This is a genomic window from Paenibacillus sp. DMB5 (assembly GCF_001517085.1).
Classification (GTDB): domain Bacteria; phylum Bacillota; class Bacilli; order Paenibacillales; family Paenibacillaceae; genus Paenibacillus_AQ.
In genome coordinates this window covers 1-16,719 of record NZ_LRAC01000138.1, presented here as the reverse complement: position 1 = coordinate 16,719, position 16,719 = coordinate 1, and the positions used below count along the sequence as shown (strand labels likewise).

At 55.4% G+C, this 16,719-nt stretch carries 15 protein-coding genes and 2 pseudogenes; 6 read left to right on the top strand and 11 right to left on the bottom strand.

The window, feature by feature from the left end; all coding sequences use genetic code 11:
- Window positions 1-43 precede the first annotated feature (43 nt).
- Both AWJ19_RS21865 and AWJ19_RS21860 read right to left on the bottom strand, forming a co-directional pair.
- Window positions 44-514: an Hsp20/alpha crystallin family protein gene (locus tag AWJ19_RS21865; RefSeq protein WP_068727025.1), complete on the bottom strand. Its 471-nt coding sequence runs from the start codon at window positions 512-514 to the stop codon at window positions 44-46.
- A gap of 186 nt (window positions 515-700) precedes the next feature.
- Window positions 701-1,267, bottom strand: a complete 567-nt coding sequence (locus AWJ19_RS21860) for a GNAT family protein (RefSeq protein ID WP_082708059.1) — start codon at window positions 1,265-1,267, stop codon at window positions 701-703.
- Between the two features lie 102 nt (window positions 1,268-1,369).
- On the opposite strand from AWJ19_RS21860, the gene AWJ19_RS21855 reads away from it, so the two are divergent.
- The gene (locus AWJ19_RS21855; protein WP_068727021.1) at window positions 1,370-2,809 is read left to right on the top strand and encodes a PLP-dependent aminotransferase family protein; all 1,440 of its coding nucleotides are present in this window, start codon (window positions 1,370-1,372) and stop codon (window positions 2,807-2,809) included.
- Between the two features lie 51 nt (window positions 2,810-2,860).
- On the opposite strand, the pseudogene AWJ19_RS21850 reads toward AWJ19_RS21855, so the two are convergent.
- Window positions 2,861-3,849 (bottom strand): annotated as a pseudogene (locus tag AWJ19_RS21850) (YafY family protein).
- Window positions 3,850-3,965: 116 nt separating this feature from the next.
- On the opposite strand from AWJ19_RS21850, the gene AWJ19_RS21845 reads away from it, so the two are divergent.
- On the top strand, window positions 3,966-4,391 hold the full coding sequence (locus AWJ19_RS21845) for a VOC family protein (RefSeq protein WP_068727020.1): 426 nt from the start codon (window positions 3,966-3,968) through the stop codon (window positions 4,389-4,391).
- 59 nt (window positions 4,392-4,450) lie between these two features.
- Here AWJ19_RS21845 and AWJ19_RS21840 read toward each other — a convergent pair whose 3' ends face one another.
- Window positions 4,451-5,458, bottom strand: a complete 1,008-nt coding sequence (locus tag AWJ19_RS21840; protein ID WP_068727018.1) for an alpha/beta hydrolase — start codon at window positions 5,456-5,458, stop codon at window positions 4,451-4,453.
- Between the two features lie 190 nt (window positions 5,459-5,648).
- Here AWJ19_RS21840 and AWJ19_RS21835 point away from each other — a divergent pair, with 190 nt between their 5' ends.
- Both AWJ19_RS21835 and AWJ19_RS21830 read left to right on the top strand, forming a co-directional pair.
- On the top strand, window positions 5,649-6,242 hold the full coding sequence (locus AWJ19_RS21835) for a sigma-70 family RNA polymerase sigma factor (protein WP_068727016.1): 594 nt from the start codon (window positions 5,649-5,651) through the stop codon (window positions 6,240-6,242).
- On the top strand, window positions 6,199-7,053 hold the full coding sequence (locus AWJ19_RS21830) for a hypothetical protein (RefSeq protein WP_068727014.1): 855 nt from the start codon (window positions 6,199-6,201) through the stop codon (window positions 7,051-7,053). The genes AWJ19_RS21835 and AWJ19_RS21830 overlap by 44 nt, the downstream gene beginning before the upstream one ends.
- Before the next feature lie 96 nt (window positions 7,054-7,149).
- Here the strand turns inward: AWJ19_RS21830 and AWJ19_RS21825 are convergent, their stop codons facing one another.
- From AWJ19_RS21825 to AWJ19_RS21800, 7 genes are all read right to left on the bottom strand, one after another.
- Window positions 7,150-7,830 carry a DNA-3-methyladenine glycosylase gene (locus tag AWJ19_RS21825; RefSeq protein WP_241781838.1) on the bottom strand — a complete coding sequence of 227 codons (681 nt, stop codon included), beginning with the start codon at window positions 7,828-7,830 and terminating at the stop codon, window positions 7,150-7,152.
- A gap of 17 nt (window positions 7,831-7,847) precedes the next feature.
- The gene (locus tag AWJ19_RS36805; RefSeq protein WP_241781837.1) at window positions 7,848-8,054 is read right to left on the bottom strand and encodes a hypothetical protein; all 207 of its coding nucleotides are present in this window, start codon (window positions 8,052-8,054) and stop codon (window positions 7,848-7,850) included.
- A complete protein-coding gene (locus tag AWJ19_RS37380; RefSeq protein WP_082708058.1) occupies window positions 8,035-8,643 on the bottom strand; it encodes a methylated-DNA--[protein]-cysteine S-methyltransferase in 609 nt (202 codons plus the stop codon). Before AWJ19_RS37380 ends, AWJ19_RS36805 begins: the two co-directional genes overlap by 20 nt.
- On the bottom strand, window positions 8,624-9,211 hold the full coding sequence (locus tag AWJ19_RS21815) for an Ada metal-binding domain-containing protein (RefSeq protein WP_068727012.1): 588 nt from the start codon (window positions 9,209-9,211) through the stop codon (window positions 8,624-8,626). The genes AWJ19_RS37380 and AWJ19_RS21815 overlap by 20 nt, the downstream gene beginning before the upstream one ends.
- A gap of 232 nt (window positions 9,212-9,443) precedes the next feature.
- Entirely contained in the window at window positions 9,444-10,448 is a 1,005-nt protein-coding gene (gene kdgT / locus AWJ19_RS21810) for a 2-keto-3-deoxygluconate transporter (RefSeq protein ID WP_039869149.1), read from the bottom strand.
- 52 nt (window positions 10,449-10,500) lie between these two features.
- The gene (locus AWJ19_RS21805) at window positions 10,501-11,463 is read right to left on the bottom strand and encodes a tripartite tricarboxylate transporter substrate binding protein (RefSeq protein ID WP_068727011.1); all 963 of its coding nucleotides are present in this window, start codon (window positions 11,461-11,463) and stop codon (window positions 10,501-10,503) included.
- A gap of 182 nt (window positions 11,464-11,645) precedes the next feature.
- Window positions 11,646-13,967: a helix-turn-helix domain-containing protein gene (locus AWJ19_RS21800; RefSeq protein ID WP_068727009.1), complete on the bottom strand. Its 2,322-nt coding sequence runs from the start codon at window positions 13,965-13,967 to the stop codon at window positions 11,646-11,648.
- 268 nt (window positions 13,968-14,235) lie between these two features.
- On the opposite strand from AWJ19_RS21800, the gene AWJ19_RS21795 reads away from it, so the two are divergent.
- Window positions 14,236-15,867, top strand: coding sequence for an SWIM zinc finger family protein (locus AWJ19_RS21795; RefSeq protein WP_198536615.1), 1,632 nt, complete (start codon window positions 14,236-14,238; stop codon window positions 15,865-15,867).
- A pseudogene (locus AWJ19_RS21790) lies at window positions 15,864-16,719 on the top strand (ATP-dependent helicase); the annotation flags it as partial. The gene AWJ19_RS21795 and the pseudogene AWJ19_RS21790, both read left to right, overlap by 4 nt.

Sequence of the window (16,719 nt, the reverse complement as noted above, 5' to 3'; positions counted from 1 at the left end):
CGCACCCCGTACTTCTTCAGCACTCCGCGCAGACTTGGACAGCTTATTGAAGCTGTTGCCCGGCGTTTCCGTGATCCTGAATTTTGATCCGCTTGCCCGAGGGTTTTTGCCGCTTAGGCACTTCAAGTCTCAGCAGGCCGTCCTTCAGTGAAGCCCGGATCTCATCCCCGTTAATATCCTGTACATAGAAGCGGCGCATATATTCACCATAACGGCGTTCCCGGCGCACAACCTGCTGGTCTTCATTTTCCCGGCTGCTTTCTTCCTTGCGTACCGCCTTGATCGTCAGATAAGGACTCGAATAATCAATGTCGATGTTGTCCTTGCTGAAGCCCGGCAGTTCAGCCTCAATCAGATAGGCCTGCTCACTCTCGCGTATGTCTGTCCGGAAAGACAGGGCGCTGCCGCCGGTCATCGGGGCAAAAAACTCATCGTTAAAGACATCATGTAAAGACTTTGTGAGTGCACCGAATACATCATCTCTGCGTTTTCCAAAAGGGACCAAATCAAACATGTTTCATTCTCCTCTCTTTGACTTTTGTTTGCTGTTTTTGACTTTGACTTTATTTGATCTTTCTTATGGCTTTATTATAGCGCGCTCCCGGCGCAGGCTCAAAACCGGAAAAAACCGAAAAACCGGGAAATTCCGGCATTTCGGCTTGTTTTTCAAAGCTTATTTTTACCATTCAACTTTTTTGACCTATTTTGACCTTTGTTGTACATATCGCTCGCGGTACTCCTGCTCCAGCATGCTCATCATTACTACATCATGGTACTCATGATTATAAAAAAGCGTCTGCCGCCGCACGCCCTCCCGTACAAAGCCGACGCTCTCGTAAACATGCTCAGCACGGCTGTTGAAGGTGTAGACCTCCAGCTCAATCCGGTGCAGATTCAAAATGCCAAACCCGTACTCCAGCATCAGCAGCAGCGCCTCACGCCCGTATCCCCGGTTCTGATGCCGCTCTTCACCGATAGCCAGCCGCAGATTGGCGGTCCGGTTGCCCCGGTCCATATCCTGTATTGCAATGTCGCCGATGACCTCATCGTTCTCTTTAAGGGCAATCAGCAGCAGCACCCCGCTGTCATCTCCCGCCTTGCGGTCGATATAGGCACTGATCTGCTCTTTGTTGATGTGCTTCTGCGTTCCCGTAAGCCGGCGTGTCTCCTCCCCGAAGAACATATGGTAATATACCTCGGCATCCTCCCTGTTCAGCGGGCGCAGATACACCCGTTCTCCTGTCAATAACCCTGAATGCTTGCCCATTCGGTCATCCCCTGTCTTCATTAATAGCTCTATGGTATTGCAAAACTGTATTCTGTAAAATATACAAAACAAGCTAATTATAAAGGACAGATGTGAGACCTTATGCTGATAAACCCCATGCTTGGCGAAGACCGCAAACTTCCGTATTACATCCAGCTGTATGACTATTTCAAAAAAGAGATCCTCGGCGGCGCACTGCCTGCAGGCACACGCCTGCCCTCCATCCGCGCCCTGGCCGGACAGCTGAATATCAGCGCCACTCCGGTTGAGCTGGCCTACCAGCAGCTGGTTTCCGAAGGTTTTATCGCCAGCCGGCCGCGCAGCGGGTATGCTGTACAGCCGATGCATGTGCTGAGCGGAAGAGCAGATGCTGCAGATGCGGACGCAGGCCGCTCCTCCCTGCCTGCTCCGCCGATCACACCCCGTGACCCGCAGCCGTACCTCTATGATTTTCATATTTCCAAAAATGATTTCTCGCTGTTTCCCCACAAAATCTGGCGCAGCCTCTTTCAGGAGCAGCTGGCCAATCCCGATCTGCTGCAGTATGGGGACCCGCAGGGCGAGCCGGCCCTGCGCGGCAGTATCGCAGCTCATCTGCGGCAGTTCCGGGGGCTGCGCTGCACCCCGGAGCAGGTCGTGATCGGCGGTGACCAGCATCTGCTCTGCACGCTGCTGTGCCATATTCTGCCGGGCAGTAACCGGCGGCTCGGCATTGAAGATCCGGGCTACCATCTGCTGCCGGCCGCTTTTGCCAGAAACAGCTATGAGATCATTCCTGTTCCGCTGCAGGAAGACGGGCTTGATATAGAACAGCTGCGTGCCAGCGGCGCTGGCGCTGTATACATTTCGCCCTCCCACCAGTTTCCTTGCGGGATGATTATGTCCATAGCGAGGCGCCATGCCCTGCTGGACTGGGCCAGAGCCACGGACGGCTACATCATAGAAGATGATTACGACGGCGAATTCCGTTATCACGGCAGGCCTGTTCCCTCGCTGCAGGGGCTTATGGAGAACAGCCGGGTGATCTACATGGGCAGCTTTGCCCAATCGGTTGCCCCGGCCTTCTGCGTACACTACATGGTGCTGCCGGAGGAGCTGCTTCCGGCTTACCGTAACCTGGCAAGGGAGCTTTACCTGGAGCACTCCGCTTCGCGGCTGAACCAGATCGCGCTGCATTATTTCATGGAGCGCGGGCATTTCGCCAGACATCTGCGGCGGATGCGGCTGCTCTACCAGAAGAAGCATGATTCTCTGCTGCAGGCCATCCATCTACACTTCGGGAAGCAGGCGGCAATACGCGGGCAGGGAGCAGGCTTTCACCTCCTGCTCCGGCTGAACCGCGAAGGTGACTCACGCCTGCTGGCAGACACCGCTGCAGCTGCCGGAATTCGCGTGACCCCGATGTCGTATACGTGGTGGGGGCAATCCGGAGCAGAGGCGCACAGGAACGACGCCCCTGAATTTATCCTGGGCTTCGGGGCAATCCCGGAAGAACGGATCGGCGAAGGCATCCGCCGGCTGGCTGAGGTATGGCTGTGCTGAACAGACCGCCCAGCTTGCTGTGCTGCATTATCTTGTCTTGCGTCCGGCCGCTCAGCTGTATTTTCGCAGCATCTCTTCCAGCATCGTCTTCAGCTCTTCCACCAGCTCAGACGGCTCCTGGACCGTCGCCTCATTGCCCAGCCCGGTAAAGAACCGGGCGAAGAAGCGCAGATCCTGCGCCGGCGCCTCTCCCTCCAGCCAGCCGGTGCCATCGGCACGGATATGCAGCAGTGAAGCGGACCACAGCTCCGCCTCGCAGGCCTGCACCCCTTCAGCTGTCAGCTCTGCGTATAGCCGGACCTTGTTCCGGTTTTTTTGCGCTTCCGCCCCATCAGACTGTCCTCCCGGCTGCCCCTCTGCCGTATACTCATGCCTGTTCCCCAAGTGAACCTGTCGCAGATCAAGCGGCTCATAGCCGGAAGCCTCTTCCTCTACGGCATCAATCCGGTCACAGCGGAACACGCGGATTCCTCCGCGAAGGAAGCAATAGGCCGGACAGTACCACAGCCCGTTGCTCGCATAAATGCCGACCGGCTGAACCGGACGCAGCCTGCGCTCTCCCCTTGACTCATAGCCGATAAGCAGCACCTTTTGGTCTATGGCCGCTTCCAGCAGGACAGACAGGTAAGGGAATTCCGCCTGACGCGCAGGGGTTACAAAATCAATCCGGTTCTTCAGCTCATCAATGCGGTCCCGCACATCGCCGGGCATATAGTGATAAAATTTGCGCAATGCGGTGACCGACGCTTCTTTAAAGGGCAGATACTCATAATGGCGCAGGGCATGGCTGGCAAAAAAATCGCCACCGCCTCCTCCTCCGTAAAAGCAATCGGCGGAAGAATCCGTTCATTCAGCACCTGGTAGCCCCCATGCGGTCCTGTCTCGGAATACAGCGGAACACCCAGCTCGCCAAGCTCCTGCAGATCCCTGAGAATGGTCCGGGTGGACACGCCAAATTCATCGGCCAGCTCCCTGACGTTGAATTTCCGTTTGCGGTTGACCGTCATCATCAGGTCCAGCAGCCTTTTGGATTTGGACATGACATAATCTCCATTCCTATTTTTTTATTTGTGACAATAGTTGTCACTATCACAGCCTACAATAAGAGCATAGCCCGGATGGACGGGCAAATCTACCGCCGGAGGAGCGATTTATAATGTCTATAGAAGTAAATCCGTTTATTATGCTTGAAGGAACAGCACGCGAGGCGATTAACTTTTATCAGGAGAGTCTTGGCGCGAAGCTGCTTTTTATGCAGACTGTGGGGGAAGGCCCGCTTGATCACGATACGCCTCTGTCTGACGAAGACAAGGCGCGGATTGCCCATTCCGTGCTCCGCATCGGTGAAACCACAATGTTCGTAGCAGACCTGGAACCGGGACAGACGCGGCAGACCGGCAACGGCCTGAATCTGTGCATCTCCACCAGTGAGGCGCAAACGTCAGAGCAGCTGTATAGCGTCCTGAAAGAAGGCGGACAGGTTGACATCGAACTGGGACCGGCGTATTTCAGCCCCGCTTACGGCATGGTGACCGACAAGTTCGGCGTAACCTTCCAGATTTTCACGAAGCGGCAGGGGTAAACAAATACAGCAAAAGACGGCTCTTACCTCCCGGGGAGTAAGGTCGTCTTTTTTTACGTTTACTTGCCGCTCAATGAACCAGTGTGCCCCAAAGAATCTCTAAGGAAGGCATTCACCTCATCGGCTATTCTCTTATAGTGCGTCCAGTGCAGATAATGATGCCCTTTCAGCGTGATCAGCTTATGGTGATGTACATTCCTGAGCTGTAATTCATAGAAGGTGATATTGGATTTGCCGTCCGCCTTTACCTTGCTTTTATCTGCTTCTGCTGCAAAAAGGATCACTGGCAGATCGGGCGGATAAGCCATCTCCTGCGCGACACGGATATTATGTTCAATTTGATTGGCTTCATTGACTACATTGCTGTTGTAAGCCTTCCAGGCCGTGAGTATTTTGGTCAGCTTTAGATTCTTGGCGGAATAAGTGCCGCTTTCTGCAATCGGGACGATCTCTGACGGAATGATATACGCAGCCATTCTTGCCAGACCACCGGGCGCAATCAGACTCATATATCCAGGCATCTGCGGGACAGATTCCCCGAAATACTCCACGGCCTGAGGCAGGGTAATATCAATCCCGGCAATCGCTTCAACTTCATCCGGATACTTATTGGCATAATACATGCTGTAAATACCGGACATTGAGTGAGACAGCAGGGTATACGGCCCCTCGATGCCCGCTTGCCGCAGTGCGCTGCGCAGTTCTTCCACTATGTTGTCCACCGTCCGCTCTTCATCGGTCAAATCGCTCCAGCCATATCCGAAGGGCTCAGCCACTACAACCTTATTTTGCCTGGACAGCTCGTTAATCAAAGGTTCAAAATCAAGCACAGGTGCAGCCGTCCCCAGTCCCGGCAACATTACGATGGTGTTGCCCTTCGTCCCTTTGGTGTACACATGCATTTTCTTACCCTTCACTTCTACATACCGGCCCCATGCCGGATACTGTTTGTGCTCATACCGGGTCATTAACCAGTTAAACGACATTACCAGCAGCAGAATTGCACCAGCGGATAGTATGATGTTTCGGATGAGCCTCATCCATTTAAATCTTTTTTTCGTTTTCATTGCATCCCTTGCTCCTTATCCCCATTCTTTTCTTTAGTGTATAAGAGTAAGGTTAAAATCCGGAGCGCTGAAAGTTTAAAGTTCGTTTAAAACGACTACAGTATTGTGCAAATGCAGATATGCTTTTCAGAAAAAATGTCACATTCCCGCTGCCTGCTCCGTTGTACAGATTGAAAGGAGGTGAACAGCCTTGGAAAATACAGAACTGCAGCGGACGGTCGGTGAGGTTCTGGCCGGGGATACCGGAAAATTTGAAAGCATCGTGCTTGCTTACCAGAAACCGATTATCCTCTACTGCTATCACATGCTCGGCTCTCATCCGGAGGCAGAGGACAGCGTTCAGGAGGTTTTTTTCAAAGCCTACCGCTCCCTGGACAAGTATAATCCCGAAGTGCCTTTTGGAGCCTGGCTGTACAAAATCGCCTACAACCAGTGCATTGATGTGCTCCGCAAACGGAAGCTGGGCAAGGCGCTCAAGCTGTTTTATCAGGATGAGACGCAGCACAGGCCGGTAGACCAGCAGATTGAAGCCAAGTATCTGGACGAAAAGGTTCAGCGGGCTATGGCCAAGCTGTCGGCAGAGGAACGCAACCTGCTTATCCTGCGCTCGGTGGAGGAGATGAGCTATCAGGATATCAGCCTGATTCTGCAGCAGAACAGTGCCCGGCTGCGGAAGAAGTACGAACGCGCAGCGGAGAAGTTCCGCAAATACTATTCAAATGCGAAGGGAGAGGACCGCTATGCCGGTTTACAACGACAAGGAATTGAAAGACATCCTTCTTAAGGCCGCACCAGCAGAAATGGATGTGTCCGGCAGGGTGATGGAACGGTTATATGCCACTAAGCAGACGAAGGAGAGGTTCTTTGTGAAATACAAAGTAGGCGTGCTGGTTATGACGGGGCTGCTGCTGACAGCGTCCTCCGGATTTGCCGCAGTACATTATCAAAGTTTGAAGAATAAGGACGGAGAGCTGACCTATCAGGTTAAGCCGGCTTCAGAATTTCCTGCACAGCAGGAGGAAGCTGTTCAGCGGCTGGATTACACCCGTGAGCTCGGGGAGCAGCTGCTTCAGGACGGTACGGCGGCGATTTTTTATGTCACTGCGCACAACCCGGAAGGGGTAACAGACACGCAGTTTAAGCCGGTGGTCTATCATGACTGGTCTGTACTGCAGGCCAAGCTGGCCGGACAGGAGACCGGACTTGCCGAGCAGCTTCCGGACGGCTACGCCTTCCACAGCGCCACTGTCAGATATGAGCCGCTCAAGCCCGCTCCTGAAGAAGCGGCAGCTATAACAGACAAGCTGCGTAAGCAGGCAGAAGAGTCAGGTAAGGGCTATGCCATGCAGCCTGTCGGGCTGTCAGATCAGCTGCTTAACGTGAAAGCCGCTTACCGGCAGGGAGATGACGAAGTCACTGTTAGCATAAGCAAAACGGAAGGAACAGCTACAGCATACGTAGATGAAAAGGTTGCGTTCACCGCCGAGAAGCTGACTTCCGGAGGCACTGATCTGATCTACACCCGCTACAAAGGCGGCAACAGCCTGACCTGGACTGCTGAGGCACGGATGGGGCTACCTATCAATACCAGATAGACGAGATGAGCGGGCAGTTCTTCAGCAAGGAAGAGATGGTCCGGCTGGCGGAGCCGCTGCTGAAGTAAACGCCTGGCCGGGTTAGCAGGGCTTGGCTCAATAAAGCGCCCGCCACAAATAAAAGGTGGCGTAGGCTTCCCAGCCCTTCCAGGGCACCGCTAAATCCAGCAGCTCCGCAGGCGTAGGCTTGCGGTCCATACCGGTCAGGAATTTGACCGCATTTTGCAGGCCGACATCGCCTGTAGGATAAGCGGTTGTATCGCGCAGGCAGCGCATCCGCACATATTGCGAGGTCCACGGGCCGATTCCCCGGAGCTTCAGCAGGCGCGCCTCCGCTTCCTCCGGCGAGGGCAGGGCCAGCAGCTCCTCCCGGCTCAGCCCGCCTCCGGCGATAAGGGCAGCAACCTCCAGCACCGTCCGCGCTTTGTTGCGGGTCAGCTGCAGGCTGCACAGCTCCTCCTGGGTCACCGTCAGGAACACCTCAGGTGCAGGGAAATGATAATACGTGTGTCCTTCATATACTAATGAAGTCCCGTATTCGGCAGTGAGCCGGTGCTTGAGCCTGTAAGCGAAAGCCAGATTGACCTGCTGGCCGAGAATGGCCCAGCACAAGGCCTCGAACAGATCCGGGATGCCGATAATCCGCAGGCCCCGCTCGCTAACCGCCAGCGGCTGAAGCAGCGGGTCCCGGTCCGCAATCCCGTAGAACGGGGCCAGATCACGGTCCAGATCAAACCACTCCATTATATAGCGGATCAGCCCGGCCGTGGCCTCCACTCCCGGAACAGCCCCGCTCAGCAGTGTAACCTGCAGACGCGGAGGCTGTTCGACGCCGTTGTCAGACGGACCAAAAGCGGCTTCCCTTCCGGCATAAACAGCCGGTTAACCCCATCATTGTCCGGACGGAACAGGCACTCCAGCGGGGAGCGGTTCATATAGGCCAGACAGGCATTCAAGTCAAAATAATCCGGCAGCGGCAGCTCAAAAAGCAAATCGTTCATGTCCCTGCGCCCCCACATGTGTAATTCCTTCCAGCTCCAGCAGCTCCTGCTTCAGCTTCAGCCCGCCCCGGTAGCCGGTCAGGGTGCCGTTAGCCCCGATTACCCGGTGGCACGGCACAATAACCGGTATCGGGTTTTGTCCGTTGGCCGCACCTACGGCACGCACCGCAAGCGGACGGCCGATTTGTACCGCAAGCTCCTTATAGGTAGCAAGCTGCCCGTGCGGGATCTGCATCAGTCCCTTCCAGACCTCCTGCTGAAAGGCGGTTCCCCACAGGTCAAGCGGCAGACTGCCGAAGCTGACAGCTTCACCCGCGAAATAGCGTTCAAGCAGACCCGTAACACCCATCTCCGCAAAAACGCCTGCATTCTCCTCAACCTTTGCGGAAGGGGCATGGAGGTTCAGCCAGCCTGCCGGAAGCTGACCCTGATCCTGTTCATAAGAAACGCGGATCAACCCCTTCGCGCTTGCCCAAAGCGTCCATGCCCTGCCTCCAAGATTCACGGTATGATGATAGATTGTGACTGGCCGGGCAGCAGCCTTCCTCCGGTTTCCGGCCGTTTCCGGTTTATTCGTGATTCCGCTCATGAGCCTTCCCTCCCTTAATCTGATTACGGTACTCCGTTGGTGACAGACTGTTCTTGCGCGTGAACCAGGCGGCAAAATGCGATGCGCCCTGAAAGCCCGCCGCCCTGCCGATCTCGGCAACCGGCATATTTGTACGGGCCAGCAGCTCGCACGCTTTATCCGACCGCAGCTGGTCCAGCCGCGCGGCCGGCGAGCAACCGGCCACTTGCTTGTACGTCCGCTGCAGATGGAACGGGCTGACCGCAAGTTCCTCAGCCAGCTTCGCCAGCGTCAGCTTCTCAGCCAGCCGGGCCTCCATAACGGCATCCGCCCGGGCGGCGAGCACCGCATCCGGGCGGAGGACGCCCCCTTCCTCGGGCCGGCACCGCTTGCACGGGCGGAAGCCCGCCCGGACTGCTTTTTCCAAAGACGGATAAAACTCCACATTCTCCGCTTTAGGCGTCCTGGCCCGGCAGGACGGGCGGCAGACGATACGGGTCGTTAGCACTGCCGTATAATAAACACCGTCATAGGTGGGCTCGCGGTTAACTACTGAAGCATAAATACGCTCAAATAATGCCTGCTCCATAATCTCATCACCTCATACCGCCAGTATAAACGATTGCCCCCGGCTTATGCAGGTTTCCGGAACAGGAGAGCAAGATTACGACAGTGCAGGCTGAAGCGGCTGTACCAACTTTAACAGGGGGTAACCGGGCACAAAAAGAACCCTCCGCATCACGCCATTATGCGTACGGAGGGTTGTTCAGCAAATAGATCCAATTTATAAAGTATATTATTAGCGTTGTTATAAGAATTACTTAAATAGCAGCTTTCGGAGTTCCAACATCAGAAGGCCCTTCTGACACCGGCGGTTTCTTCTTTTTCATATAATCGGAGTAGTAGGCCGTAATGATTGGAACCAGAATGGAGGTCACAATAACAGATGCGGCTACAAGCGCTGTTGCGGTTTCGGCCGCAGGCAGGAATTCCGGCTTGAGGTTAGCCACCAGCATAGGATTCGCGACAGCTGCTCCGGCGGTGCTGGATGCGGCCAGTCCTGCTGTACCATTGCCCCCGCCGATGTACTTGTCGGCAAAGATCAGCGGAATACCGGTGATTACAATAACAGCGAGACCGAGCAGAATACCCAGCAGACCTGTATCCAGAATGACGCCAAGGTCAATCGAGCTGCCGAGTGCGAAGCCAAAGAACGGAATGAGGGTCTGTGTAGCTTTTCCGAAATAAGCGCGCAGATCGTGGTCAAGGTTACCCAGCAGGAAGCCGACCAGGAACGGAAGCACAGCACCTACGAATACATGCGGTTCAAATACGGCTACACCGGTACTGCCGAGGATCAGCATCGTTACGAGCGGCCCGGATTCCAGAGACATTAGCACGAACGCGCCGGATTCTTCTTTGGTGCCGTACTGCTGCATAATGGAGGCATACAAGCCGCCGTTGGTCATATCCATTGCCGAGATGATAGCAAGCACTGACAAGCCGGCGAAGAATCCGTTCTTAACGCCGCCTTCAGGAAGGAACTGAATGGCAATGATGGCCACAACCCAGGCCACAGCAATTTTGGTCAATACCAGTGTTCCGGATTTGCGCAGTACCGTTCCAGTCGCCCGCACGTCAATCGCTGCGCCCATACAGAAGAACCATACAGCAAGGATCGGCACCGTACCGGTCATAAGCCCCTTGGTGAAACCGCCGAAATATTCGCCCGCATTAGGGAAAGCCGTGTGGATAATTGCCCCCAGGAACAGCGGTACCAGCATCATGCCGCCGGGAATCCGGTCGAGCGTCTTTTTAATTTTCATATTAATTAATCATACCTTTCATCTTATGTTGTTGCCCGGCCGCACCTTTATATCAGTTACGGCTCAGTCCAAGCTCCGGAATCATCCGTGAGAATAAATCATCGCTTTCCTTGAGCTGCCGCGAGAACGCCTTACCGTCCTTAACCAGCAGTCCAAGCCCGTTCATTGTCATAGCTTCGCGAAAGTTACGGTCTTCCGTCCCTTTAATAAAGGCCTCTGCCAGCAGCTCCGAAATGGCATCCGGCGTATCCTTAGGTACTGCAAGCCCTCTCCACGTACCGGTAAAGTTCACATGTACTCCGGTCTGTTCCTCCAGTGTGGGCACATCAGGCAGCGCCTCTGAGCGCTTGTCGGCATTGACTGCCAGTGTCCGCAGCTTTCCTTCATCCACATACTTCTTCACCTCGGCCGGACTTACAGGTACCGCATCGACAAAGCCGTCCATCAAAGCTGAGACAGCCGGCCCCGCACCTTCAAAGGGGATATGGGCGAACTTCACACCTGTTTCCCGTTCCAATGTTACGGCAGCTAAATGCCATATGCTCCCCGTTCCTGCGTTTCCCATTTTCAATTCGCCTGGATGCGCTTTCGCAAAGTCGAGAAATTCATTCACAGTTTGCCATGGCGCTTCGGCTCTTACGGTAATGGCGGAAGGATCAAAATTCGTCTGGGCGATCGGTTTAAACTTCTCATAAGTAATCGGCAGCAGTCCCAGATGCGGCAAAATCGTCAGCTCCGCCGGCAAAAAAGTGACCGTGTAGCCGTCAGCCTTAGCATTCGCACCTTCCATCAGTCCGACGGAACCTCCGCCGCCTGTCCGGTTCAGTACGATTACCGGCTGGCCGAGCACCTTCTCCGCAGCTTTAGCCAAAGCCCGTGCGGTTGTATCTGTTCCTCCGCCGGCGGCATAAGGCACGATCAGGGTGATCGGTTTATCGGGAAAATCGGCGCTGACGCCATTGTCGCCCCGATATCCGGTTATGCGGGCTCCAATAAAGAGAAGTGCAGCTATCATAACTGCTGCTATTCCTAACGCGATCCTTGTTGTCCGTTTCAACGGCTATCCCTCTTTCTTAGTCTGTATAGAGCGCTCCACCCCCTGAATATTTTGCACATCAGCCGCAGCGTGCGGGGATGTGAAAGTTTTCTCAAATAGAACTCTAAAGCATTCAGAGGGTATGCAGCAATCGTATTATCTTATTTTGAATCGTCAGAAATGCCGGAACCATGCGGTTTTGGCAGATCTGCATACTGATTGGAAGATTTGCTGTTCTCCCGGAACTTGCCCGGTGTAATGGACTTGCTCTTCCGGAAGACCCGGATAAAGCTGTTCTCATTCTGATAGCCGACAAGCTGTGCAATCTCGGCCACCTTCAGGCTGCTGCCCTGCAGCAGTTCACAGGCTTTTTCGATTCTAAGGTTGGTCAAATAGTCATACAGAGTTGTTCCGGTCTCTTCCTTGAAGAGGTTGCTGACCGAGGAGACCCCCAGATTAACATGGGCGGCGATATCCTGCAGGCCAATATTATGCTGCAGATGCTCCTCCATATAAGCAATCAGCTGCTGGACCAGCACATACTCCTTGGACTGCCGGTGCACTTCCAGTGCATGCGCCATCTGCTCAATGATACGGCACAGCATCTCTTCAATATCCGTCAAATCGAGTGTAGATACCTGGTGAATGGTATAGTCAGCCAGCTCCGGAGGCAAAACATGTCCTCCTGCGGCGGCAATGCGGATAATTTCCTCCAGCAGATCATCCAGTATGCGGATCATTTTTTGCGGCTGAAGACCTCTCTTGCGTACATCTGCCGCCCATTTGTGCACCCGCTGGCGCCCGGTAACGGCGTCTGAGCTTTTGAGGGCCTGCAGCACCTCCTGCTGCCAGGTGTCATCGGCTGCTGTGCTGCTCTCATCAAGCTTGTTCTCCAGCCCGGAATAGAGGCGGACACGCCCGTATCCGTCGTACAGACGGTAGGATAAAGCGACCTCTGCCTCCGTATAGGAGCGGGCAGCCTGACTGATCTTCGCTGCCTGTGAACCGATTCCGGCAGACACGGATATGCCCAGCACATCGGACACAATGCCAACCAGCTTCAGGGTATCTTCGTACAGACTCCGCGCATTCTCCCCATCAGCAGACTGAAGCAGCAGAACCAGGCTATCCTTGCGCGGTGATGCCGTAACCGTCCGCCAGGATGAACTGAAGAATTCGGATACCATATTGTTCATCGCATACTTGAGCAGCTGCTGGTCTTCCTCTGTATAAGCAGCCACCCACTGTGAATGGCGGTCGATGGAAATGACCAGCATCTCAAATGGCCCCTGCTGCCAGCCGGCAAAATAATGCTCCCATTTCGTCCCGGTCTCTTGCTTGCCCATATTCCGGGTAATCAGATCGCCGAGGAATTTGGAGCGCAGCTCCGGGAGGCTCCAGTCAGCCACCAGCGATTTGCTCCGGAACTCGCCGACCAGCTTGCTGATGACAGGCTCCAGATCGTAGAGATTGCCGTGTCCCGCCCCTTTTTGCTCCGGGCTAAGCAGCCTGTTGATCCGCTTGAGCGGCCGGAAGGCGGCGAAGTTATAATAGTAGATCGCAGACCAGCCGACAGCTATCGAGATCAGCGACAGCATCAGCATCATATTGCGGGCTGTCGTTACATTCTTCAGCAGCTGCTCCATCGGAACCAGCGAAACAAGGCGCCAGCCGGTGACGTTGGAGAAGGCCTGGTTGGCCATATAAGCCTGGCCGTTTATTTTGACATGGGCAAACGGGCTTACATCAATCTCCGTCAGCACGTCCTTCATCTCCTCAAGCGGTACAGGCAGATTGATCTTGGGATAAATCAGCTCCCCCTCCAGATTGTATACAAACTGGTAGCTGGATAAATGGGTGTACATTTTGGAGAAAAGCGTATCGTAATCAAGGTCGATCAGCACTGCCCCGGTAACGTTCCCGTTCCGGATGACCGGACGTGCCAGGGAGAGCAGCTCCGTATTGCTCAGCTGTGTATCGGAACCGGTGTACAGCCTTCTTTTAATCAGAAGCGGCTTCTCCTTAATTTCCTCCAGCCATCCGCTCCAGTCATGCTCCGGCGCTTCCTCCCAGTCGGATTTGTAGCCATACCGGCTTGACACTACAGAGTGTTCCTGAAAATTAATGACGCTGATGTCATGAATGTCCGGCTCCGACACCAGCGCCCTCAGCACATTCTGGGGCTGCGCAGCCGCTTCCGCCGCATGATCCGCATCTGCAGACAGGAACGCCAGCACAGCCGGATTAAAGGAGAGGTCGACCGCTTTGTTGTCCGCCTCCCGGAACGCCCGGTTCGTCACATCCACATTAATCTGCAGCAGCTCGACGTTCGGCGTGTTCAGCTCCGTATCAAGCGCCTGGCGGTATTCCCGGTAGGAGAATAAGCCGATCAGTGTAATACAGAGTGAGACACTTATGGTAAGAAACAGAATCAGCCGGTTCTGTTTGTTGTTCAGCAGGTACTTCAGTTTGAATCGCAGCATCGTTACAGCTTCATCCTTCCGCTAGTTCCCTTAAGTTTCAGAACCTTAGAGTAGCATGGATGGCCCTGCTGCAATATGGGGCATGTCATATCCGGCGTCTTTTTTTAAAAATTTAAATTAAATTGTCATAGATTCGCTTTAATTATTGAAAAATATACATATTGGCACCCTGTAAAAGGTACGTGAAAGATAACAGGCAACTCTCGCAGAGATGGTATAATGGGGGGAACAAATTGAACCACACATTTTTGCCTACAGGAGACCAATTGTGATGCAGCCAAATTATGTTCTGGATGAGGCCGAATGGGAGAAGCTTATTTCAGATGCGGCCCATTATTTCGATGATTTGACCCTGAAACGGGGATTTCAATATTTCAAGCAAAAGCGCGTTCAGACCTTCTCGATCAGCGAACCCCGCAAAATGCGCGCAGTGGTTGAGGACGGGCAGGATTTCAGCGTTTATATCAATCTGGACAAATTCTCCGGCGGCTATTGTGATTGTGCCGCAGACGGGCTGTGCAAGCATATCGCTGCGGTGCTGATGCACTATGCAAATGCCCAGGGACGGTCGGTTGCTCTCCTTGCGAACGCCAAGGCAACAGCTAACCGGCCCAAGGCGGCGGCAACCGATCCGGCAGACAATGGGGGCCGCAGCGCCCTGCTGAAGAAGCTCAGCGGGCTGATTCCTGAAGCGACCATAGCCCAGTGGCATGAGTATATGCAGCTGCTTGCGGCACCGCTGGATCATGCGGTGCGCAATCCCCAGTATGCAAGCCGGGCGCTGACTGCCATTCATGAAGCCCAGCCGCCGCTCTCACCCGCTGCCGGCAGGCTGTTCAGGCTGCATTCCCATCTATTTATTCTGGAGAAGCTGCTGCAGCCTGTCCTGCCCGGAGCGGCCAACGCCGGCCTGGGCTATTCACTCGGCTATTACACGGCCATTGCCGTTTCCGAGCTGCAGACGGACATCACCGGGCTGATGCAGCAGCCGCTGCCGCTTCAGGCAGAGCCCGGAGAATGGCCGAGGGTGCTGGAAACCTTATCTTATCTGCGCCGGCAGATGCTGGCGGAGGGGCGGGACCGTTCGCGGGAGCAGCCTTATTTTTCGGCCTGCTACGACCTCTTGTGGAGACGCTGGCTCTCCCCTAATGCGGACAGTACGGCTCTTTACCTGGATGAGCTGGAGGCATTGCGCCAGGCGGAGGGAGAGCTCGAGGCCCCGCAATCCCGGCAGGCGCTGCTGCTGGCAGAGAGCCGGATGTATTTCCTGCTGGGCGATGACCGGGCGGCATGGGAGCTGCTCCGCAAAGCCTCCGGACGGCCCGGCATTCACCCTGACGAGCTGCTTAGCTTCCTCGCCCCGCTGAGCGGGGACGGGCAGTGGTCACGCCTTGCGGCCTGGCTCGCCGAGACCGGCCCGCTGCTGACAAGCCGGTTATATAACTTGGGCGATTACGCCCGGCACTGGATGGATGCAGTGCGGCATGTACCGGAGACGGAGCCGCTCATGTGGGATACCCTGGTCGCCATGCTGCCCCTCTCGCGGGAAATCTACGAGGAGCTGCTGCTGCAGCACGGCAAGTATCAGGAATGGATGGATTACCAGCTCGCCTCCGGCAAGACGCCGGCCGACTTCCGTGTCAGCGATCTCCAGCCGCTGGAGAAGAACGCGCCGGAGCTGCTGCTGCCCTTCTATCACCAGGCTGTGGAGCGGTTCGTCCTGGAGAAGAACCGGCACAGCTATAAATCCGCTGTCAAGCTGATCAAGCGGCTGGCCAAGCTGTATAAAAAACTGAAGCGCGACGAACGCTGGGAAGCATTTCTGGATGCCTTCACCTCCCGGAACAGCAGGCTGCGCGCCCTGCAGGAAGAGCTGCGGAAAGGAAAGCTGATCCCATGAGCAAGCATATACAGAATATTACAATCCAGCTTGCCCTGACCCGGTACGGCGATGCCCTGATTTACGCCGTTGACGGCAGGAATGAATATGTTCCCGGCGTCAAGCTGAAGCAGATGCTGTTCGCCTGGCACGAGGAATCCTATTATGGAACAGAGCTGACCTTGCAGAATGCAGACGGCGTGGATCTGGTTGTCCTGCCAGCAGAACAGGTTGTGCCGTTCTTTGCTGAGCTGCGGCTGCTCATGCATGTCGGCTGGGGCTGGCAGGGTGATGCCGCCCTGCTGACCGAGCTGGCTCCGGCCGTTTCCGGTCTGCTGGCGGAGAAGCAGTATATCCCCGACTTCACGGCATACCGCGAAGGCCAGCTGCAGTGGAGCTGGGACCAGCAGGCACTGCGGCTGCTGGCTGAAGACAATGACGGGCTCGCTGCAGCGCTGGAGGGGCTGGCCGGACGGCCTGATCTTGCGGCGGGTCTTGCAGCCGCCTTCTCGGCAGCGGTCTTTCAGCGCTATTACGGCACGGAGACCGAAGCCGGCGATCTGCGCAGCGAATTCCCGCTGCTATTCAGTGCAGGCGGCGCGGCCGCGCCCGGCCTGGACGAGGAGAGCTGGCTGATGTCGATCGGCTGGAAGGCTGATACCGCGCCGTTCCGGCCGGCGCTGCAGCTGCTTGAGCCGGATGAGGAGTCGCCTTACTGGCGGCTGCAGCTGCTGCTTCAGGACAAGCGCGATGAAACCGCCGCTTGTGCCGCTGCGCGCACCACGGACGGTGAGCCGCACGGCCAGTGGCCCGCTCCGTGGGACGCCCACGTCCGCGAGCGGGGCGCCCGGATGGCTCTCGCGGCTGCGCGAG